General features: G+C 61.0%; 11 protein-coding genes, 6 tRNA genes and 3 rRNA genes. 18 read left to right on the forward strand and 2 right to left on the reverse strand.

The features are described 5' to 3' along the window. Positions 1 to 257: 257 nt before the first annotated feature. Complete coding sequence (locus EHF44_RS06545; RefSeq protein WP_124683010.1) at positions 258 to 1502, reverse strand: nucleoside recognition domain-containing protein; 1245 nt, start codon at positions 1500 to 1502, stop codon at positions 258 to 260. Positions 1503 to 1575: 73 nt separating this feature from the next. Beyond that, complete coding sequence (locus EHF44_RS06550; RefSeq protein ID WP_124683011.1) at positions 1576 to 1962, reverse strand: DUF488 domain-containing protein; 387 nt, start codon at positions 1960 to 1962, stop codon at positions 1576 to 1578. A 531-nt stretch (positions 1963 to 2493) separates the two neighbouring features. On the opposite strand from EHF44_RS06550, the gene EHF44_RS06555 reads away from it, so the two are divergent. The 18 genes from EHF44_RS06555 (at position 2494) to rpoC (ending at position 22181) form a co-directional block, all read left to right on the forward strand. Further along, positions 2494 to 4025, forward strand: a 16S ribosomal RNA gene (locus EHF44_RS06555). A 64-nt stretch (positions 4026 to 4089) separates the two neighbouring features. Continuing rightward, positions 4090 to 4166: transfer RNA gene (locus EHF44_RS06560), tRNA-Ile, on the forward strand. Positions 4167 to 4174: 8 nt separating this feature from the next. Further along, positions 4175 to 4250, forward strand: a tRNA-Ala gene (locus EHF44_RS06565). A 271-nt stretch (positions 4251 to 4521) separates the two neighbouring features. Next, positions 4522 to 7401 (forward strand): 23S ribosomal RNA (locus tag EHF44_RS06570). A 120-nt stretch (positions 7402 to 7521) separates the two neighbouring features. Beyond that, positions 7522 to 7635: ribosomal RNA gene (gene rrf, locus EHF44_RS06575) — 5S ribosomal RNA — on the forward strand. Together the 16S, 23S and 5S rRNA genes with 5 tRNA genes alongside form the textbook arrangement of a ribosomal RNA operon. Positions 7636 to 7908: 273 nt before the next feature. Further along, positions 7909 to 7994 (forward strand) — tRNA-Tyr (locus EHF44_RS06580). A gap of 49 nt (positions 7995 to 8043) precedes the next feature. Further along, positions 8044 to 8117, forward strand: a tRNA-Gly gene (locus EHF44_RS06585). A gap of 37 nt (positions 8118 to 8154) precedes the next feature. Then, positions 8155 to 8229: transfer RNA gene (locus EHF44_RS06590), tRNA-Thr, on the forward strand. Positions 8230 to 8273: 44 nt separating this feature from the next. Then, a complete protein-coding gene (gene tuf, locus EHF44_RS06595; RefSeq protein WP_124683012.1) occupies positions 8274 to 9464 on the forward strand; it encodes an elongation factor Tu in 1191 nt (396 codons plus the stop codon). 88 nt (positions 9465 to 9552) lie between these two features. Further along, a tRNA-Trp gene (locus EHF44_RS06600) sits at positions 9553 to 9628 on the forward strand. A gap of 58 nt (positions 9629 to 9686) precedes the next feature. Beyond that, positions 9687 to 10067 carry a preprotein translocase subunit SecE gene (secE, locus tag EHF44_RS06605; RefSeq protein WP_124683013.1) on the forward strand — a complete coding sequence of 127 codons (381 nt, stop codon included), beginning with the start codon at positions 9687 to 9689 and terminating at the stop codon, positions 10065 to 10067. A 10-nt stretch (positions 10068 to 10077) separates the two neighbouring features. Next, on the forward strand, positions 10078 to 10659 hold the full coding sequence (gene nusG / locus EHF44_RS06610; protein WP_124683014.1) for a transcription termination/antitermination protein NusG: 582 nt from the start codon (positions 10078 to 10080) through the stop codon (positions 10657 to 10659). A gap of 160 nt (positions 10660 to 10819) precedes the next feature. Next, complete coding sequence (gene rplK, locus EHF44_RS06615) at positions 10820 to 11251, forward strand: 50S ribosomal protein L11 (protein ID WP_124683015.1); 432 nt, start codon at positions 10820 to 10822, stop codon at positions 11249 to 11251. After that, positions 11252 to 11947, forward strand: a complete 696-nt coding sequence (rplA, locus tag EHF44_RS06620; RefSeq protein WP_124683016.1) for a 50S ribosomal protein L1 — start codon at positions 11252 to 11254, stop codon at positions 11945 to 11947. Between the two features lie 377 nt (positions 11948 to 12324). Beyond that, positions 12325 to 12846 (forward strand): 50S ribosomal protein L10, encoded by a 522-nt coding sequence (gene rplJ / locus EHF44_RS06625; protein ID WP_124683017.1) that lies wholly within the window; start codon positions 12325 to 12327, stop codon positions 12844 to 12846. A gap of 60 nt (positions 12847 to 12906) precedes the next feature. Further along, on the forward strand, positions 12907 to 13281 hold the full coding sequence (gene rplL, locus EHF44_RS06630; protein WP_124683018.1) for a 50S ribosomal protein L7/L12: 375 nt from the start codon (positions 12907 to 12909) through the stop codon (positions 13279 to 13281). Between the two features lie 436 nt (positions 13282 to 13717). After that, positions 13718 to 17824, forward strand: a complete 4107-nt coding sequence (gene rpoB / locus EHF44_RS06635; RefSeq protein WP_124683019.1) for a DNA-directed RNA polymerase subunit beta — start codon at positions 13718 to 13720, stop codon at positions 17822 to 17824. Between the two features lie 115 nt (positions 17825 to 17939). After that, a complete protein-coding gene (gene rpoC, locus EHF44_RS06640) occupies positions 17940 to 22181 on the forward strand; it encodes a DNA-directed RNA polymerase subunit beta' (protein ID WP_124683020.1) in 4242 nt (1413 codons plus the stop codon). Positions 22182 to 22240 lie beyond the last annotated feature (59 nt).

A 22240-nucleotide genomic window follows, 5' to 3' on the forward strand; every position in this document is an offset into this window, starting at 1 on the left:
GGGAAATGTGATCCACCCGGGTGCCGGAAGGCCATTCCGGCAGCTTTGCGACGGAATGATGGCGGGCAGCCAAGGGATTGCCCAAATTTTGGGTAAAAAAAAACCCGCGCAGGTTGTGCGCGGGTTGGAATCCACCGAGGTGGTGGAGGAGACAGACTTCACTATACACGACTTGTTGCGACGCACCAAGCTTCGGCCGTGAAAATGCCTGCAAGACCGCACAATCAGCGTTGTTGTCGTACAACAGGCGGGGGGATTCAGCGGAAGAGGTAGGCGATCCACACGGCCGCGGCCAGTCCGACCCCATCGGCGAACAGGGCACAGCCCAGGGCGTGGCGGGTATTGCGCACGTTCACGCTGCCAAAATAGACAGCCAGCACATAGAAGGTGGTCTCGGTCGACCCCTGGATGATCGCGGCGAGCCGGCCCTGGAAGGAATCGACGCCGTAGGTGGTCATGACGTCGACCATCAGGCCCCGGGCGCCGGCGCCGGACAGGATCTTCATCAGCCCGACCGGCAGGGCCGGGACGAAATCGGTATTGACGCCCAGCCACTGGAATCCGGCCGTCAGCGCCCGCATCGCCACGTCCATGCAGCCGCTGGCTCGGAATAATCCGATCGCTACCAGGATGGCGACCAGATAGGGAATGATCTGCACCGCGACGCCGAAACCTTCCTTGGCGCCTTCGATGAAGGCGTCATAGACATTGACGCGCCGCAGGGCGCCGCAGACCAGGAACAACATGATCAGCGACAGGATGAAGCCGCTGCCGGCCAGCGCCGCCATCTGGCTGACCTGGTCGGACGGGGCATGGCGCAGCCAGACGAACAGCCCGGCGACGGCCGCGCCGGCCAGGGCGAAGGCGATCAGCACGGCAGGCTTGAACAGGTTCAGCCGCTGTACCCACGCGACGGCGAGCAGCCCGGCCAGGCAGGACGCGCCGGTGGCCAGCAGTGTCGGCAGGAAGATATCGGCCGCGTTGAATCCGACCAGCCCCTGCTTGACGGCCAGCGCCTGGCGGATGGCGATCACCGAGGTCGGAATCAGCGTCAGCCCGGCCGTGTTGAGCACGATGAACATGATCTGCGCGTTCGTCGCGGCGTCGGGCCGGCGGTTGAGGGTTTGCAGCTCGCGCATCGCGGTCAGGCCGAGCGGCGTGGCGGCGTTGTCCAGGCCAAGCATGTTGGCGGACACGTTCATCATCATCGCGCCTTGTGCCGGGTGGCCCTGGGGGACGCCCGGAAAGAAGTGCCGCAGCAGCGGGTTCATCAACCGGGCAAAGAGGTCGATCACGCCGGCGCGTTCGCCGATCCGCATGATGCCGATCCACAGGCTCATGACGCCGGCCAGGCCCAGCGAAATCTCGAACGCGGTGCGCGCGCTGTCGAACAGGCTGGCGAGCAGGGCAGGGAAGACCGTGGCATCGCCGGCCACGAGCCGGACGCAGGCGGCCAGGAAAGACAATAGGAAGAATCCGAGCCAGACGAGGTTCAGTGCCATCGACGTATATAAGGCCAGTGGAAGGCTTCGCCCCGCGCGGCGCGGCGAAGCCTCGCATCATAGCCTGCCCGTCCTAGGCGATGTCGGCGCCGCGTTCAGCCAGTAACGCGCGGAGGATCGAGCGATGGCAGTGAGATTCGTCCTCGCAATAGCAACCGAGCGAAAAATTGGTCTGGTGGGAGAAGGCGGCGAGCAGGTCCAGCGTGCGGCTGGCGTCGGGCTGCGCCATCTCGGCACGAAACTGCCTCTCGAACGCCCGCCACGCCTTGGGATCCTTTGCCGCCTGCGCCTGGGCCACCAGGTCGGCGGAGGGCGACAGCACCGGGTACCAGACGTCATAGAAATCGCGGCTGGCGAACTCGGCCTTGGGCACGCCGCGCGGCGGCCGTCGCACGGTGCCCATGCGCAGCCCTTCGTCCGCGGCACGCGCTTCGCCAAGCCTGACGATGCGGATGGCCATCGGTCTGCTCCTTATTGATTCAGTGTCGGAAAGCTTATGACAGATGGCCCGGCAGGGGTCGTCTTCCCTTTTTTCAGAAAGCCCTTGCGCACCGCGTGGAACCCGTCTAATATTCGCCCCCTCGCAACACGAACCGCGCTGCAAACGCAGCAGCGACAAGGGTTGCGGGGTCGATGGGGGTTGGAGTTGGCGAGGTTTGCCAGCGCCGGCCGGCGGAAAAAAGTTCTGCGAAACCTGTTGACGAAACGTTGAATGCTCTGCATAATCTCGTTTCTCCGCTGCGACGAAATACGCAGCGACAGCGAACGGCGAAGCCGGCCCGCTGAAGTTCTTTAACAACCAAACAACCGATAAGTGTGGGCGCTTGATGGCGAACGCCGCCGGGGACTTCGGGTTCCTGGTGTTGCTTCAACAGTATCAAGTGCTCGCACAGTAAAACATGTTGGTTTGGCTCTTCGGAGCTAAGCCAGTCAGTTTTCTGAGAGTGAGCGACCGCTCGAAAGAGCGAGCCCTTCGGGGCACACAGAGATTGAACTGAAGAGTTTGATCCTGGCTCAGATTGAACGCTGGCGGCATGCCTTACACATGCAAGTCGAACGGCAGCGCGGACTTCGGTCTGGCGGCGAGTGGCGAACGGGTGAGTAATACATCGGAACGTACCCTGTTGTGGGGGATAACTAGTCGAAAGATTAGCTAATACCGCATACGACCTGAGGGTGAAAGCGGGGGACCGTAAGGCCTCGCGCAGCAGGAGCGGCCGATGTCTGATTAGCTAGTTGGTGGGGTAAAGGCTCACCAAGGCGACGATCAGTAGCTGGTCTGAGAGGACGATCAGCCACACTGGGACTGAGACACGGCCCAGACTCCTACGGGAGGCAGCAGTGGGGAATTTTGGACAATGGGGGCAACCCTGATCCAGCAATGCCGCGTGTGTGAAGAAGGCCTTCGGGTTGTAAAGCACTTTTGTCCGGAAAGAAAACGTTCTGGTTAATACCTGGGGCGGATGACGGTACCGGAAGAATAAGCACCGGCTAACTACGTGCCAGCAGCCGCGGTAATACGTAGGGTGCGAGCGTTAATCGGAATTACTGGGCGTAAAGCGTGCGCAGGCGGTTTTGTAAGACAGGCGTGAAATCCCCGGGCTTAACCTGGGAATTGCGCTTGTGACTGCAAGGCTAGAGTGCGTCAGAGGGGGGTAGAATTCCACGTGTAGCAGTGAAATGCGTAGAGATGTGGAGGAATACCGATGGCGAAGGCAGCCCCCTGGGACGTGACTGACGCTCATGCACGAAAGCGTGGGGAGCAAACAGGATTAGATACCCTGGTAGTCCACGCCCTAAACGATGTCAACTAGTTGTTGGGGATTCATTTTCTCAGTAACGTAGCTAACGCGTGAAGTTGACCGCCTGGGGAGTACGGTCGCAAGATTAAAACTCAAAGGAATTGACGGGGACCCGCACAAGCGGTGGATGATGTGGATTAATTCGATGCAACGCGAAAAACCTTACCTACCCTTGACATGCCACTAACGAAGCAGAGATGCATTAGGTGCCCGAAAGGGAAAGTGGACACAGGTGCTGCATGGCTGTCGTCAGCTCGTGTCGTGAGATGTTGGGTTAAGTCCCGCAACGAGCGCAACCCTTGTCTCTAGTTGCTACGAAAGGGCACTCTAGAGAGACTGCCGGTGACAAACCGGAGGAAGGTGGGGATGACGTCAAGTCCTCATGGCCCTTATGGGTAGGGCTTCACACGTCATACAATGGTGCGTACAGAGGGTTGCCAACCCGCGAGGGGGAGCTAATCCCAGAAAACGCATCGTAGTCCGGATCGCAGTCTGCAACTCGACTGCGTGAAGCTGGAATCGCTAGTAATCGCGGATCAGCATGCCGCGGTGAATACGTTCCCGGGTCTTGTACACACCGCCCGTCACACCATGGGAGTGGGTTTTGCCAGAAGTAGTTAGCCTAACCGCAAGGAGGGCGATTACCACGGCAGGGTTCATGACTGGGGTGAAGTCGTAACAAGGTAGCCGTATCGGAAGGTGCGGCTGGATCACCTCCTTTCCAGAGGCTTGTGTTCACAAGTCAAGCGTCCACACTTATCGGTTTGTTTGAGTGTTACAGCCAAGGGTCTGTAGCTCAGGTGGTTAGAGCACCGTCTTGATAAGGCGGGGGTCGTAGGTTCAAGTCCTACCAGACCCACCAAGTTATCCGGGGGATTAGCTCAGCTGGGAGAGCACCTGCTTTGCAAGCAGGGGGTCGTCGGTTCGATCCCGTCATCCTCCACCACTTACCTTGGGGTAGTTGTCAAAGAGAAGCGCTCGGTTGCGAGTGTTTGTCTTTGGCTGTTGCCATCGAGCATGTTTGCTCGGCTGTTCTTTAACAATATGGGATGTAGTAAAGGTGTCGCGAGTGCGTTGATGAGGCGCGCTGCAGTACGCGATACCGGGTTGTGATTGTATCAACCAAAATGTATTTAAGTGATCGAAAGATGACTTGGAATACGGCACAAACGCGAGAACTCAGACCTGTAATGGATGTGGAGACACACTCGTTATAGGGTCAAGCGAACAAGTGCATGTGGTGGATGCCTTGGCGATCACAGGCGATGAAGGACGCGGTAGCCTGCGAAAAGCTTCGGGGAGCTGGCAAACGAGCTTTGATCCGGAGATGTCCGAATGGGGAAACCCGGCCCGTATGGGTCATCCCTTGCTGAATACATAGGCAAGGGAAGCGAACGCGGCGAACTGAAACATCTAAGTAGCTGCAGGAACAGAAATCAACCGAGATTCCCAAAGTAGTGGCGAACGAAATGGGAAGAGCCTTGTACTCTTTAGCAGCATTGTTAGCAGAACGGGATGGAAAGCCCGGCCATAGCAGGTGATAGCCCTGTATGCGAAAACAGCGTTGTGGAACTAGGTGTACGACAAGTAGGGCGGGACACGTGAAATCCTGTCTGAAGATGGGGGGACCATCCTCCAAGGCTAAATACTCGTGATCGACCGATAGTGAACCAGTACCGTGAGGGAAAGGCGAAAAGAACCCCGGGAGGGGAGTGAAATAGATCCTGAAACCGCATGCATACAAACAGTCGGAGCCTGGCAACGGGTGACGGCGTACCTTTTGTATAATGGGTCAGCGACTTACATTCAGTGGCAAGCTTAACCGATTAGGGAAGGCGTAGCGAAAGCGAGTCCGAACAGGGCGTTGAGTCGCTGGGTGTAGACCCGAAACCAGATGATCTATCCATGGCCAGGTTGAAGGTGCGGTAACACGTACTGGAGGACCGAACCCACTAACGTTGAAAAGTTAGGGGATGAGCTGTGGATAGGGGTGAAAGGCTAAACAAATCTGGAAATAGCTGGTTCTCTCCGAAAACTATTTAGGTAGTGCCTCGTGTCTCACCTTCGGGGGTAGAGCACTGTCATGGTTGGGGGGTCTATTGCTGATTACCCCGCCATAGCAAACTCCGAATACCGAAGAGTGCAATCACGGGAGACAGACATCGGGTGCTAACGTCCGGTGTCAAGAGGGAAACAACCCAGACCGCCAGCTAAGGTCCCAAAGTCATGGCTAAGTGGGAAACGAAGTGGGAAGGCTAAAACAGTCAGGAGGTTGGCTTAGAAGCAGCCACCCTTTAAAGAAAGCGTAATAGCTCACTGATCGAGTCGTCCTGCGCGGAAGATGTAACGGGGCTAAGCCAGTCACCGAAGCTGCGGACGCGCGCAAGCGCGTGGTAGGAGAGCGTTCTGTAAGCCTGTGAAGGTGTCTTGTAAAGGATGCTGGAGGTATCAGAAGTGCGAATGCTGACATGAGTAGCGATAAAGGGGGTGAAAGGCCCCCTCGCCGTAAGCCCAAGGTTTCCTATGCAACGTTCATCGGCGTAGGGTGAGTCGGCCCCTAAGGCGAGGCAGAGATGCGTAGCTGATGGGAAGCAGGTTAATATTCCTGCACCGTCGTATGATGCGATGGGGGGACGGATCGCGGAAGGTTGTCCGGGTGTTGGAAGTCCCGGTCCCTGCATTGGAGAAGGCGCTTAGGCAAATCCGGGCGCGGAATTCAAGGATGCGGGGCGAGCGGCCTAGTGCTGCGAAGCAATTGGAAGTGGTTCCAAGAAAAGCCTCTAAGCTTCAGTCATACGAGACCGTACCGCAAACCGACACAGGTGGGCGAGATGAGTATTCTAAGGCGCTTGAGAGAACTCGGGAGAAGGAACTCGGCAAATTGGTACCGTAACTTCGGGATAAGGTACGCCCTGGTAGCTTGACTGGCCTGCGCCAGAAGGGTGAAGGGGTTGCAATAAAATGGTGGCTGCGACTGTTTAATAAAAACACAGCACTCTGCAAACACGAAAGTGGACGTATAGGGTGTGACGCCTGCCCGGTGCCGGAAGATTAAATGATGGGGTGCAAGCTCTTGATTGAAGTCCCGGTAAACGGCGGCCGTAACTATAACGGTCCTAAGGTAGCGAAATTCCTTGTCGGGTAAGTTCCGACCTGCACGAATGGCGTAACGATGGCCACACTGTCTCCTCCCGAGACTCAGCGAAGTTGAAGTGTTTGTGATGATGCAATCTCCCCGCGGCTAGACGGAAAGACCCCATGAACCTTTACTGTAGCTTTGCATTGGACTTTGAACCGATCTGTGTAGGATAGGTGGGAGGCTTTGAAGCGTGGACGCTAGTTCACGTGGAGCCGTCCTTGAAATACCACCCTGGTTTGTTTGAGGTTCTAACCTTGGCCCGTGAATCCGGGTCGGGGACAGTGCATGGTAGGCAGTTTGACTGGGGCGGTCTCCTCCCAAAGTGTAACGGAGGAGTTCGAAGGTACGCTTGGTACGGTCGGACATCGTACCTAAAGTGCAATGGCAAAAGCGTGCTTAACTGCGAGACCGACAAGTCGAGCAGGTGCGAAAGCAGGACATAGTGATCCGGTGGTTCTGAATGGAAGGGCCATCGCTCAACGGATAAAAGGTACTCTGGGGATAACAGGCTGATACCGCCCAAGAGTTCATATCGACGGCGGTGTTTGGCACCTCGATGTCGGCTCATCTCATCCTGGGGCTGTAGCCGGTCCCAAGGGTATGGCTGTTCGCCATTTAAAGAGGTACGTGAGCTGGGTTTAAAACGTCGTGAGACAGTTTGGTCCCTATCTGCCGTGGGCGTTGGAATCTTGACGGGGGCTGCTCCTAGTACGAGAGGACCGGAGTGGACGTACCGCTGGTGTACCTGTTGTCTCGCCAGAGGCATCGCAGGGTAGCTATGTACGGAAGAGATAACCGCTGAAAGCATCTAAGCGGGAAACTCGCCTGAAGATGAGGATTCCCTGGAGGCTTGACCTCCTTGAAGGGTCGTTCGAGACCAGGACGTTGATAGGCTGGGTGTGGAAGCGCAGTAATGCGTTAAGCTAACCAGTACTAATTGCCCGTAAGGCTTGATCCTATAACCAGTGTGTTTTACCTGGTGTTCCGCTGTGCCACAGGCATACAGCACAACCCCATATCTTTACTACACCCAGATTCGCCCGCGCTGACCACACGTCAGCGCCGGCAACCCCTCATGCCTGGTGACCATAGCGAGTTGGAACCACCCCTTCCCATCCCGAACAGGACCGTGAAACGACTTTGCGCCGATGATAGTGCGGACTACCCGTGTGAAAGTAGGTCATCGCCAGGCTCTTATACCCAGAACCCCCAAGCCCAAAAGCTTGGGGGTTTTGCTTTTGCAGCGGCGAGATTGCTGGCGCCGGCCAGCCGCCATGCCGCTGCCAAAGCGCGATTTACAAGACCCTATAGGGTGAGAGCGTCGATTTCAGATCGATGATTCTGGTCCGCACAGGGCTGCCGCCAGGCTGCCAATGCAGGCTTCCGGAGTAACCGCAACAGCACAGCCCGCTTGGAAAGTGCTTGACAGCCCCGGCAAGTTAAACCATAATCACAAGTTCTCTGCGGAGAGGTGCCCGAGTGGCTAAAGGGGGCAGACTGTAAATCTGTTGGCTTACGCCTACGCTGGTTCGAATCCAGCCCTCTCCACCAGAATGCAAGACAGCAGCCGGACTGAGCCGGTGAGGCAGGAAGTAACCGGGCGGGTGTAGCTCAATGGTAGAGCAGAAGCCTTCCAAGCTTACGACGAGGGTTCGATTCCCTTCACCCGCTCCAGTGCCCAGGTTGCCGTCGCAGAAGTAAGTCAAGATTCGCCCATGTGGCTCAGTGGTAGAGCACTCCCTTGGTAAGGGAGAGGTCGGCAGTTCGATCCTGCCCATGGGCACCATCAATACCCGCACTGGCAATTGCTACCGAGACAGGAGTCGCGAAATGGCAAAGGAAAAGTTCGAGCGGACCAAGCCGCACGTGAACGTAGGTACGATTGGTCACGTTGACCACGGCAAGACGACGCTGACGGCAGCGATTGCCACGGTGCTGGCTGCGAAGTTCGGTGGCGCCGCCAAGAAGTACGACGAGATCGACGCTGCGCCGGAAGAAAAGGCACGCGGCATCACGATCAACACCGCGCACGTGGAATACGAGACGGCCAACCGCCACTACGCCCACGTTGACTGCCCGGGCCACGCCGACTACGTGAAGAACATGATCACGGGCGCCGCGCAGATGGACGGCGCCATCCTGGTGTGCTCGGCCGCTGACGGCCCGATGCCGCAGACGCGCGAGCACATCCTGCTGGCCCGTCAGGTTGGCGTGCCGTACATCATCGTGTTCCTGAACAAGTGCGACATGGTGGACGACGCCGAGCTGCTCGAGCTGGTGGAAATGGAAGTGCGCGAGCTGCTGAGCAAGTACGACTTCCCGGGCGACGACACGCCGATCGTGAAGGGTTCGGCCAAGCTGGCGCTGGAAGGCGACAAGGGCGACCTGGGCGAAGAAGCGATCATGCGCCTGGCCGAAGCGCTGGACACGTACATCCCGACGCCGGAGCGCGCCGTGGACGGTACGTTCCTGATGCCGGTGGAAGACGTGTTCTCGATCTCGGGCCGCGGTACCGTGGTGACCGGCCGTATCGAGCGCGGCGTGGTGAAGGTCGGTGAGGAAATCGAAATCGTGGGTATCCGCCCGACGGTGAAGACGACCTGCACGGGCGTGGAAATGTTCCGCAAGCTGCTGGACCAGGGCCAGGCTGGCGACAACGTCGGTCTGCTGCTGCGCGGCACGAAGCGCGAAGACGTGGAGCGTGGTCAGGTCCTGTGCAAGCCGGGCTCGATCAAGCCGCACACGCACTTCACCGGCGAGGTGTACATCCTGTCGAAGGACGAAGGCGGCCGTCACACGCCGTTCTTCAACAACTATCGCCCGCAGTTCTACTTCCGCACGACCGACGTGACCGGCTCGATCGAGCTGCCGAAGGACAAGGAAATGGTCATGCCGGGTGACAACGTGTCGATCACCGTCAAGCTGATCGCCCCGATCGCCATGGAAGAAGGCCTGCGCTTCGCCATCCGCGAAGGCGGCCGTACCGTCGGCGCCGGCGTTGTGGCAAAGATCCTCGACTGATTTTCAGGTCGAACTGGCGAACGCGGCACCAACCAGTCGCGTTCGTTTGCCAGAGGGGTTGGCGTGAAGCCGGCCCTACAGTTGTTTTAGGGGTATAGCTCAACTGGCAGAGCGTCGGTCTCCAAAACCGAAGGTTGGGGGTTCGATTCCCTCTGCCCCTGCCAAATCAATCAGCCGCGTCGCAGGAATACCTGTGACGCGGCTTAGTCTCGTTTGCGAAACATGGCTAATCCCAATGTCGAAACCGTAGGCGCCTCGACCGGCAAGTGGATGCTTGTGGTCGCGGTACTCCTGGTGGTCGCCGGAGTCATCGGTTTCTACGCGCTGGCCCAGCAGCCGTCGTACGTCCGTGGCGCCGCGCTTTTTGCTGGCCTCGCCCTTGGCGTCGTGGTGGCGCTGGTCTCCGCGCCGGGCAAGGACTTTGTGGGTTTTGCGCGTGAGTCGTACCGAGAAGTTCGCAAGGTCGTCTGGCCGACGCGCAAGGAAGCCGGTCAGATGACCGGGCTCGTGTTTGCCTTCGTGGTGATCATGGCGCTGTTCCTGTGGTCGGCCGACAAGCTCATCGAGTGGGTCATCTTTTCGCTCGTCCTGGGCTGGAAATAAGAGGTAGCACATGACGGATAACGCTCAGCAGGAAACCACGGCCGCAGAATCGCCCGCTTCGAAGAAGCGCTGGTACGTGGTGCACGCCTACTCCGGCATGGAAAAGAGCGTGCAGCGCGCGCTGCAGGAGCGCATCGAGCGCGCCGAGATGCAGGACAAGTTCGGCCGCATCCTGGTGCCCTCCGAAGAAGTGGTCGAGATCAAGGGCGGCCACAAGTCCGTGACCGAGCGTCGTTTCTTCCCCGGCTACGTGCTGGTGGAAATGGAAATGACCGACGAGACGTGGCACCTGGTGAAGAACACCAGCAAGGTGACCGGTTTCGTGGGCGGCGCACGCAATCGCCCGAGCCCGATCTCGCAGCGGGAAGTGGACAAGATCATGACCCAGATGCAGGAAGGGGTCGAGAAGCCGCGTCCCAAGACGCTGTTCGAAGTGGGCGAGATGGTCCGCGTCAAGGACGGCCCGTTCACAGACTTCAACGGTAACGTCGAGGAAGTGAACTACGAAAAGTCGCGCCTGCGCGTGACGGTCACGATCTTCGGACGTGCCACGCCGGTGGAGCTCGAGTTCGGCCAGGTCGAGAAGGTTTAAGGATTTTGTCCGGCGCAGCCCCTGAGGCGGCGCCGGGCGGATGGAGCGGTCCGCAAGGGCGCTCAAGAGGAGCGTGAGGTCATGCCCGGCATGACGATAGCGCGTTACGACTCAACAGGATCTGATTCCGCAACAGGAACGGATCCGGATTGGAGTAGAGATGGCCAAGAAGATCATTGGCTTTATCAAGCTGCAGATTCCGGCTGGTAAGGCAAATCCCTCCCCGCCCGTTGGTCCCGCACTGGGTCAGCGTGGTCTGAACATCATGGAGTTCTGCAAGGCGTTCAACGCCCAGACCCAGGGTATGGAACCCGGTCTGCCGGTGCCGGTGGTGATTACCGCCTTCGCCGACAAGAGCTTCACGTTCGTGATGAAGTCGCCCCCGGCGACCGTGCTGATCAAGAAGGCAGCCGGCCTGACCAAGGGTTCGGCCAAGCCGCATACCGACAAGGTTGGCAAGATCACCCGCGCTCAGGCTGAAGAAATCGCGAAGGCCAAGAACGCCGATCTCACCGCTGCCGATCTCGAGGCCGCCGTGCGTACGATCGCTGGTTCGGCGCGTTCGATGGGCATCACCGTGGAGGGTCTGTAAATGGCTAAGGTTTCGAAGCGCGTCGCCGCCAACAAGGCGAAGATCGAGCGCACCAAGTTCTACCCGATCGACGAGGCCCTGAGCCTGGTCAAGAGCTGCGCCTCGGCGAAGTTCGACGAGTCGATCGACGTGTCCGTGCAACTGGGCATCGACGCCAAGAAGTCGGACCAGGTTGTCCGTGGTTCCGTCGTGCTGCCGGCCGGTACCGGCAAGAGCGTCCGCGTGGCCGTGTTCGCCCAGGGCGACAAGGCTGAAGCCGCCAAGGCTGCTGGCGCCGACGTGGTGGGCATGGAAGACCTGGCCGAGCAAGTCAAGGCCGGTAACCTGAACTTCGACGTCGTGATCGCCTCGCCGGACACGATGCGTATCGTCGGTACGCTGGGCCAGATCCTGGGCCCGCGCGGCCTGATGCCGAACCCGAAGGTTGGCACCGTGACGCCGGACGTCGCCCAGGCCGTGAAGAACGCCAAGGCTGGTCAGGTGCAGTTCCGTGTCGACAAGGCCGGTATCATCCACGCCACCATCGGCCGCCGCTCGTTCGAAGACGCTGCGCTGAAGAGCAACCTGAGCGCCCTGCTGGACGCCCTGGTCAAGGCCAAGCCGGCCACGAGCAAGGGTGTGTACCTGCGCAAGGTCGCCGTGTCGTCCACGATGGGCGTTGGCGTCCGCGTCGAACAGACCTCGCTGGCAGCCTGAGCTGACGGCAACCGCCTGACCGGAACCCGATAACGCCGGCCAGGGGAAGAATTGAGGATCGCGGCGGCGCCGCGATCGTCGCAAGGCTTTGGGCAGTGGCATCAGCCAGGCAGATTTGCCGGGCAGGTGTTGCTGGTTATCAAAGACCGCTGGTGTTCACACCGCGACGGCTCTGCCGACGCAGCGTGGACTTAATCGGTCGGCCCTTGCGGGGCTTGCCCCGATGGCCGCCGGCCCGCCAGCGCAGATGGCGCACCCGAAGGGATTGATGATGCCGGAGCATTCCGGCGGATTCGGGCCAATCGGACGCCGTTCGTTTGGACTGATGCGTGAGGCGACGGGCAACCGCCGCATTCGCATCGTTTTGGAGCTTAACCGTGCCACTCAATATTGAAGATAAGAAGGCCGTCGTTGCTGAGGTTTCGGCGCAAGTCGCCAAGGCCCAGACCATCGTCGTGGCCGAATATCGCGGCATTACGGTTGGCGATCTGACCAAGCTGCGTGCTACCGCTCGTCAGCAAGGCGTGTACCTGCGCGTTCTGAAGAATACGCTGGCTCGCCGTGCCGTCGAAGGTACGCCGTTTGCAGGCCTCGCAGAGCAGATGACGGGTCCGCTGATCTACGGTATTTCCGAAGATGCAGTGGCCTCGGCCAAGGTTCTGAACGACTTTGCCAAGACCAACGACAAGCTGGTCCTGCGCGCAGGGTCGTACAACGGCAACGTTCTCGATGCTGGCGCCGTCAAGGCCCTGGCTTCGATCCCGAGCCGCGACGAACTGATCGCTCAGCTGCTTGGCGTGATGCAGGCGCCGGTGTCGGGCTTCGCCCGTCTGCTGGCCGCGCTGGCTGCCAAGAACGCCGAAGGCGCTCCCGCGGAAGCGGAAGCCCCGGCTGCCTGAGCTGCCGCATAGACAGATCGCAATACCGATCCCGAATCAAATCTAGTAGGAGTAATCCAAATGGCAATCACTAAAGACGACATCCTGGAAGCCGTTGGCGCGATGTCCGTGATGGAACTGAACGACCTGGTCAAGGCGTTCGAAGAGAAGTTTGGCGTGTCGGCTGCTGCCATGGCTGTGGCTGCTGCCCCGGGCGCTGGCGGTGCCGCCGCTGCTGAAGAAAAGACCGAGTTCAACGTGATTCTGGCCGAAGTTGGCTCGAACAAGGTTGGCGTGATCAAGGCCGTGCGCGAGATCACCGGTCTGGGCCTGAAGGAAGCCAAGGACCTGGTCGATGGCGCACCGAAGCCCGTCAAGGAAGGCGTGGACAAGGCTGCTGCCGACGAGGCCAAGAAGAAGCTGGAAGAAGCCGGCGCCAAGGTCGACGTCAAGTAAGTGGTACCGCGCGTGCCTCTGTGGCACGCGGCAGGGGCTGGCAAAGGGAAATTCCCGGCGCCAGCCTTTTTGCGCTTATGCGGGTGTGTTCGATGCGGCACCCAGCTAGGGCGCAGACCGGTCCGGATGGACGAAATGTGAAGTAGCGTATGCTTCGGCAGGCGATATCGATCGCTGCCTCAGCAGAAGCCAAACATCAGTGGCACACTAGGTGGTTGCTGATGTTTGTCTTCTGAACCGACTGCAGAAGACAAGTTTGGTCGGGTGCCCCCCGGACGTGTGCAGGCATTGCGCCGTGCAATGACCACACCGTCCGCAGCGTGCGGGCACCGTCAGCCAGAGGTTGGTAGCGGCCAACCGCCAAATCCCCTCCCAGTCGCTGAACACCTCAGGTGCCGGCAAGGTCCAGCCAGCCCTGCGATGATTCGGAGATCCCATGGCGTACAGCTTCACCGAAAAGAAGCGCATTCGCAAATCCTTTGCGAAGCGTGCGACGGTTCATCAGGTTCCATTCCTGCTTGCCACACAGATTGAATCCTACACCCAGTTTTTGCAAGCGGAAACGCCGGCCGCGCGTCGCAAGAGCGAGGGCCTGCAGGCCGCTTTCAACGCGATTTTCCCCATCTCCTCCCATAACGGGCTTGCCCGTATGGAATTCGTCTCGTATCACCTGTCCAACCCGCCGTTCGACGTCAAGGAATGCCAGCAGCGCGGCCTGACGTTCCACTCGGCCCTGCGCGCCAAGGTTCGCCTGATCATCAACGATCGCGAGAACCCGGGCAAGGTGAAGGAAGTGAAGGAGCAGGAAGTCTACATGGGCGAAATCCCGCTCATGACGTCGACCGGTTCCTTCGTGATTAACGGCACCGAGCGTGTCATCGTTAGCCAGCTGCACCGTTCGCCGGGCGTGTTCTTCGAGCACGACAAGGGCAAGACGCACAGCTCGGGCAAGCTGCTGTTCTCGGCACGTATCATTCCGTACCGTGGCTCGTGGCTGGACTTCGAATTCGATCCGAAGGACATCCTGTACTTCCGTGTGGACCGCCGCCGCAAGATGCCGGTGACGATCCTGCTGAAGTCGATCGGCCTGACGCCGGAACAGATCCTGGCCCACTTCTTCGTGTTCGACAACTTCACGCTGCAAAGCGAAGGCGCACAGCTGGAATTCGTGCCTGAGCGCCTGCGTGGTGAAGTCGCACGCTTCGACATCGCCGACAAGAACGGCCGCGTCGTGGTGGAAAAGGACAAGCGGATCAACGCCAAGCACATCCGTGACCTGGATTCGGCCGGTACCAAGCTGATCAGCGTGCCGGAAGACTACCTGCTGGGCCGCGTGCTGGCCAAGAACATCATCGACCCCGATACGGGCGAGGTGATTGCCAACGCCAACGACGAGCTGACCGAGACGCTGCTGGAAAACCTGCGCGAAGCCGGTGTCAAGCAGATCCAGACGCTGTACACGAACGACCTGGACCAGGGCCCGTACATCTCGCAGACGCTGCGTGCCGACGACACCGCCGACCAGACGGCCGCGCGGATCGCCATCTACCGCATGATGCGCCCGGGCGAGCCGCCCACCGAGGACGCCGTGGAAGCGCTGTTCCAGCGCCTGTTCTACAGCGAGGAATCGTACGACCTGTCGCGCGTTGGCCGGATGAAGGTCAACAGCCGCCTGTCGCGCCCGAGCGGCGAGGGCAGCATGGTGCTGCAGGACGAGGACATCCTCGAGACGATCAAGATCCTGGTGAACCTGCGCAACGGCAAGGGCGAAGTCGACGATATCGACCACCTGGGCAATCGTCGCGTGCGTTGCGTCGGCGAACTGGCGGAAAACCAGTTCCGCGCCGGCCTGTCGCGCGTGGAGCGTGCCGTCAAGGAACGTCTGGGCCAGGCCGAGACCGAGAACCTGATGCCGCACGACCTGATCAACTCGAAGCCGATTTCGTCGGCCATCCGCGAGTTCTTCGGTTCGTCGCAGCTGTCGCAGTTCATGGACCAGACCAACCCGCTGTCGGAAATCACCCACAAGCGCCGCGTGTCGGCCCTTGGCCCGGGTGGTCTGACGCGCGAGCGCGCCGGCTTTGAAGTCCGCGACGTGCACCCGACCCACTATGGCCGCGTGTGCCCGATCGAAACGCCGGAGGGCCCGAACATCGGCCTGATCAACTCGCTGGCACTGTACGCCCGCCTGAACGAATACGGCTTCTTGGAGACGCCGTACCGCAAGGTGGAAAACAGCAAGCTGACCGACCAGGTGGATTACCTGTCGGCCATCGAGGAAGGCAAGTACGTGGTGGCCCAGGCCAACGCGACCGTCGATGCCGAAGGCAACCTGATCGACGAACTGGTGTCCGCCCGCGAAGGTTCGGAGCGTGAAACCCGCATGGTCACGCCGGACCGCGTGCAGTACATCGACGTGGCGCCGTCGCAGATCGTGTCGGCCGCTGCATCGCTGGTGCCGTTCCTGGAGCACGATGACGCGAACCGTGCACTGATGGGCGCCAACATGCAGCGCCAGGCCGTGCCTTGCCTGCGTCCGGACAAGCCGCTGGTGGGTACCGGCATCGAGCGCACCGTGGCCGTTGACTCGGGCACGGCCGTTCAGGCAATGCGTGGCGGCGTGGTCGACTATGTCGACGCAATGCGCGTGGTGATCCGCGTGAACGACGACGAAGCCGTGGCCGGCGAAGTTGGCGTGGACATCTACAACCTGATCAAGTACACGCGTTCGAACCAGAACACCAACATCAACCAGCGTCCGATGGTGAAGGTTGGCGATATCGTTGCCCGCGGCGACGTGATTGCCGACGGCGCCTCGACCGACCTGGGCGAGCTGGCACTGGGCCAGAACATGCTGGTGGCGTTCATGCCGTGGAACGGCTACAACTTCGAGGATTCGATCCTGATCTCGGAGCGCGTGGTGGCCGAAGACCGCTATACCTCGATCCACATCGAGGAACTGTCGGTCGTCGCCCGCGACACGAAGCTCGGACCCGAGGAAATCACGCGCGACATCTCGAACCTGGCCGAAGCGCAACTGGCGCGTCTGGACGAGTCGGGCATCACGTACATCGGCGCCGAAGTGGAAGCCGGCGACGTGCTGGTGGGCAAGGTCACGCCGAAGGGCGAGACCCAGCTCACGCCGGAAGAGAAGCTGCTGCGCGCCATCTTCGGCGAGAAGGCTTCGGACGTGAAGGACACGTCGCTGCGCGTGCCGTCGGGCATGAGCGGCATCGTGATCGACGTGCAGGTCTTCACCCGCGAGGGCGTGACGCGCGACAAGCGTGCCCAGTCGATCATCGACGACGAACTGAAGCGCTACCGCCTGGACCTGAACGACCAGCTGCGTATCGTGGAAGGCGATGCCTTCCAGCGTCTGGAGCGCCTGCTGCTCGACAAGACCGTCAACGGCGGTCCGAAGAAGCTGGCCAAGGGCGCCAAGCTGACGCGCGAGTACCTGGCCGACCTGGACAAATACCACTGGTTCGACATCCGTCCGGCCGACGAGGAAGTGGCTGCCCAGCTGGAAGCCGTCAAGGAAGCCATCGAGCAGAAGCGCCACGAGTTCGACCTGGCCTTCGAAGAGAAGCGCAAGAAGCTCACGCAGGGCGACGAACTGCCGCCGGGCGTGATCAAGATGGTCAAGGTGTACCTGGCCGTCAAGCGCCGCCTGCAGCCGGGCGACAAGATGGCCGGCCGTCACGGTAACAAGGGTGTGGTGTCGAAGATCGTCCCGATCGAAGACATGCCGTACATGGCCGACGGTACGCCGGCGGACATCGTGCTGAACCCGCTGGGCGTGCCGTCGCGGATGAACGTGGGCCAGATTCTGGAAACCCACCTGGGCTGGGCCGCGCGCGGCCTGGGCCAGCGTATCGGCGACATGCTCAAGGCGCAGGCCAAGGCCACCGAACTCCGTCCGCTGCTCGCGCAGATCTACAACGAGAGCGGCAAGGCGGAAGACCTGGACAGCCTGTCGGACGCCGAAGTGCTGGAACTGGCCTCCAACCTGAAGAAGGGTGTGCCGTTTGCCACGCCGGTGTTCGACGGTGCGCACGAGGCCGAAATCCGCCGCATGCTCGACCTGGCCTACCCGGACGAGATCGCCAAGGAAAAGGGCCTGACCGCATCGAAGCAGCAGGTCACGCTGTTCGACGGCCGCACCGGCGAGGCGTTCGAGCGTCCGGTCACGCTGGGTGTGATGCACATGCTGAAGCTGCACCACCTGGTCGACGACAAGATGCACGCGCGTTCGACCGGCCCGTACTCGCTGGTGACGCAGCAGCCGCTGGGCGGCAAGGCCCAGTTCGGTGGCCAGCGTTTCGGTGAGATGGAAGTGTGGGCACTGGAAGCCTACGGCGCGTCGTACGTGCTGCAGGAAATGCTGACGGTCAAGTCCGATGACGTGAACGGCCGTACGAAGGTGTACGAGAACATCGTCAAGGGCGAGCACTCGATCGATGCCGGCATGCCGGAGTCGTTCAACGTGCTGGTGAAGGAAATCCGCTCGCTGGGTATCGACATCGACCTGGATCGCTACTGATCCAGGTTTGATGCGGGTGCCGGCACGGCCGGTACCCACCAGCGAAGGTTTCCCACAGGATTGAATGCCGCCGCGCCGGACAGACTCCGGCCCGGTGGCGAAACAAGGAGTTGCAATGAAAGCATTGCTCGATCTCTTTAAGCAGGTTCAGCAGGAAGAGCAGTTCGACGCGATCAAGATCGGCCTGGCATCGCCGGAGAAGATCCGTTCGTGGTCGTACGGCGAAGTGAAGAAGCCCGAGACGATCAACTACCGTACGTTCAAGCCGGAACGCGACGGTCTGTTCTGCGCCAAGATCTTCGGGCCGATCAAGGACTACGAGTGCCTGTGCGGCAAGTACAAGCGCCTGAAGCACCGTGGCGTGATCTGCGAGAAGTGCGGCGTGGAAGTGACGCTGGCCAAGGTGCGCCGCGAGCGCATGGGCCACATCGAACTGGCCGCCCCGACCGCGCACATCTGGTTCCTGAAGTCGCTGCCGTCGCGTCTGGGCATGGTGCTCGACATGACGCTGCGCGACATCGAGCGCGTGCTGTACTTCGAGGCATTCGTGGTGCTGGAACCGGGCATGACCCCGCTCAAGAAGAGCCAGATCATGTCCGAGGACGACTACATCGCCAAGTGCGACGAGTACGGCGAAGGCGAATTCGTGGCCATGATGGGTGCCGAGGGCATCCGTGAACTGCTGCGCGGCATCGACATCGAGAAGCAGATCGAACAGATCCGCGCCGAGCTGCAGGCCACCGGTTCCGAAGCCAAGATCAAGAAGTTCGCCAAGCGCCTGAAGGTGCTGGAGGCGTTCCAGCGTTCGGGCATCAAGCCCGAGTGGATGATCCTGGAAGTGCTGCCGGTGCTGCCGCCCGAACTGCGTCCGCTGGTTCCGCTCGATGGTGGCCGTTTCGCCACGTCGGACCTGAACGACCTGTATCGCCGCGTCATCAACCGTAACAACCGCCTGAAGCGCCTGCTGGAACTGAAGGCCCCCGAGATCATCGTGCGCAACGAAAAGCGCATGCTGCAGGAGGCCGTCGACTCGCTGCTGGACAACGGCCGTCGCGGCAAGGCGATGACCGGCGCCAACAAGCGTCCGCTGAAGTCCCTGGCCGAAATGATCAAGGGCAAGGGCGGCCGCTTCCGTCAGAACCTGCTGGGCAAGCGCGTGGACTACTCGGGCCGTTCGGTCATCGTGGTGGGCCCGACGCTGAAGCTGCACCAGTGCGGCCTGCCGAAGCTGATGGCGCTGGAGCTGTTCAAGCCGTTCATCTTCCACAAGCTGGAAACGATGGGCATCGCCACCACGATCAAGGCGGCGAAGAAGGAAGTGGAAAGCCAGACGCCGGTGGTGTGGGACATCCTCGAAGAGGTGATCCGCGAGCACCCGGTGATGCTGAACCGCGCGCCGACGCTGCACCGCCTGGGCATCCAGGCGTTCGAGCCGGTGCTGATCGAAGGCAAGGCCATCCAGCTGCACCCGCTGGTCTGCGCGGCGTTCAACGCCGACTTCGACGGTGACCAGATGGCCGTTCACGTGCCGCTGTCGCTGGAAGCCCAGATGGAAGCCCGCACGCTGATGCTGGCGTCCAACAACGTGCTGTTCCCGGCCAACGGCGATCCGTCGATCGTGCCGTCGCAGGACGTGGTGCTGGGTCTGTACTACACGACCCGCGACAAGATCAACGGCAAGGGCGAGGGCATGACGTTCGCTGACATCAGCGAAGTCATCCGCGCCTACGAGAACAAGGAAGTCGAACTCGCGTCGCGCGTGAACGTGCGGATCACCGAGTACGAACTCGTGAACAAGGACGCCGACGGCGATGCCCGTTTCGCGCCCAAGATCACGCTGCAGGCCACCACGGTCGGCCGCGCGATCCTGTCCGAGATCCTGCCGAAGGGCCTGCCGTTCTCGGTGCTGAACAAGCCGCTGAAGAAGAAGGAAATCTCGCGCCTGATCAACACGGCATTCCGCAAGTGCGGCCTGCGCGAGACCGTGATCTTTGCCGACAAGCTGCTGCAGTCGGGCTTCCGCCTGGCCACGCGCGCCGGTATCTCGATCGCCATCGACGACATGCTGGTGCCGCCGCAGAAGGAGAAGATCATCTCCGACGCGGCTGCCAAGGTGAAGGAATACGACAAGCAGTACATGTCGGGTCTGGTGACGGACCAGGAGCGCTACAACAACGTCGTGGACATCTGGGGCGCCGCGGGCGACCAGGTGGGCAAGGCGATGATGGAGCAACTCCAGCACGAGGACGTGGTCGATCGCACCGGTGCGACGGTCAAGCAGGAATCGTTCAACTCGATCTACATGATGGCGGACTCGGGTGCGCGCGGTAGCGCGGCCCAGATTCGTCAGCTTGCGGGGATGCGCGGCCTGATGGCCAAGCCGGACGGCTCGATCATCGAAACGCCGATTACGGCGAACTTCCGTGAAGGCCTGAACGTTCTGCAGTACTTCATCTCGACCCACGGTGCGCGTAAGGGCCTGGCCGATACGGCACTGAAGACCGCGAACTCGGGTTACCTGACCCGTCGTCTGGTCGACGTGACGCAGGATCTGGTCGTGGTGGAAGACGATTGCGGCACGACCAACGGCGTGGCCATGAAGGCGCTGGTCGAGGGCGGTGAAGTGATCGAAGCCCTGCGCGACCGTATCCTGGGCCGTGTGACCGTGGGCGACGTGGTGAACCCTGAGACCCAGGAAACCGCCATCGAAAGCGGCACGCTGCTGGACGAAGACCTGGTCGAGCTGATCGACAACATCGGCGTGGACGAGGTCAAGGTCCGCACGCCGCTGTCGTGCGACACGCGCTACGGCCTGTGCGCCAAGTGCTACGGCCGCGACCTGGGCCGCGGCGTGCTGGTGAACTCGGGCGAAGCGGTGGGTGTGATCGCCGCGCAGTCGATCGGCGAGCCGGGTACCCAGCTGACCATGCGTACGTTCCACATCGGTGGTGCGGCATCGCGTGCGGCAGTGGCGTCGAGCGTGGAAGCCAAGGCCACCGGTACGGTGCGCTTCACGGTGACCATGCGCTACGTGACCAACGCCAAGGGCGAACTGATCGTGATCTCGCGTTCCGGCGAGGCACTGATCACGGACGACCACGGCCGCGAGCGTGAGCGCCACAAGATCCCGTACGGTGCCACGCTGCTGGTGCAGGACGGCCAGGCCATCAAGGCTGGCACGCAACTGGCCACGTGGGACGCGCTGACGCGCCCGATCGTTTCCGAGTACTCGGGCACGATCAAGTTCGAGAACGTGGAAGAAGGCGTGACCGTCGCCAAGCAGATGGACGAGGTCACCGGCCTGTCGACCCTCGTGGTGATCGACGCCAAGCGCCGCACGGCTGCCACCAAGGGCCTGCGCCCGCAGGTGAAGCTGCTCGACGCGAACAACCAGGAAGTCAAGATCCCGGGCACGGACCACTCCGTGACCATCGGCTTCCAGGTGGGCGCGCTGATTACCGTGAAGGACGGCCAGCAGGTGCACGTCGGTGAAGTCCTGGCGCGTATCCCGACCGAATCGCAGAAGACCCGCGACATTACCGGGGGTCTGCCGCGTGTGGCCGAGCTGTTCGAAGCCCGTTCGCCGAAGGACGCCGCCGTGCTGGCGGAGGTCACCGGTACGGTGTCGTTCGGCAAGGACACGAAGGGCAAGCAGCGCCTGGTCATCACGGACCTGGACGGCAACGCCCACGAGTTCCTGATCGCGAAGGAAAAGCAGGTGCTGGTGCACGATGGCCAGGTGGTGAACAAGGGCGAAATGATCGTGGAAGGTCCGGCGGACCCGCACGACATCCTGCGCCTGAAGGGCATCGAGGAACTGGCGCACTACATCGTGGACGAGGTGCAGGACGTGTACCGTCTGCAGGGCGTGAAGATCAACGACAAGCACATCGAAGTGATTGTTCGTCAGATGCTGCGCCGCGTGCAGATCCAGGAAGTGGGCGACACCAAGTTCATCCCGGGTGAACAGGTGGAGCGTTCGGAACTGCTCGACGAGAACGATCGCGTGATCGCCGAAGGCAAGCGTCCGGCCATCCACGAGAACCTGCTGCTGGGTATTACCAAGGCGTCGCTGTCGACCGACAGCTTCATCTCGGCGGCATCGTTCCAGGAAACCACGCGCGTGCTGACCGAAGCCGCGATCATGGGCAAGACCGACGACCTGCGTGGTCTGAAGGAAAACGTGATCGTGGGCCGCCTGATCCCGGCTGGTACCGGCCTGGCCTACCACCGTGCCCGCAAGGCACGCGAGGCCGCCGAGCGCGAACGCGCCCAGGCGATCAGCGACGAAGAGCAGTCGCTCTTCATCGAGCCGCCGGTGGTGCAAGCCACCGAAGGCGACGGCGACGCAGTCTGATCGCGTCCGACGCTACCGCGGTAGTCAAGAACCCGGCTCGAAAGAGCCGGGTTTTTTTT

The sequence above is a fragment of the Cupriavidus pauculus genome (genome assembly GCF_003854935.1).
GTDB classification, from domain to species: Bacteria; Pseudomonadota; Gammaproteobacteria; order Burkholderiales; family Burkholderiaceae; genus Cupriavidus; species Cupriavidus pauculus_C.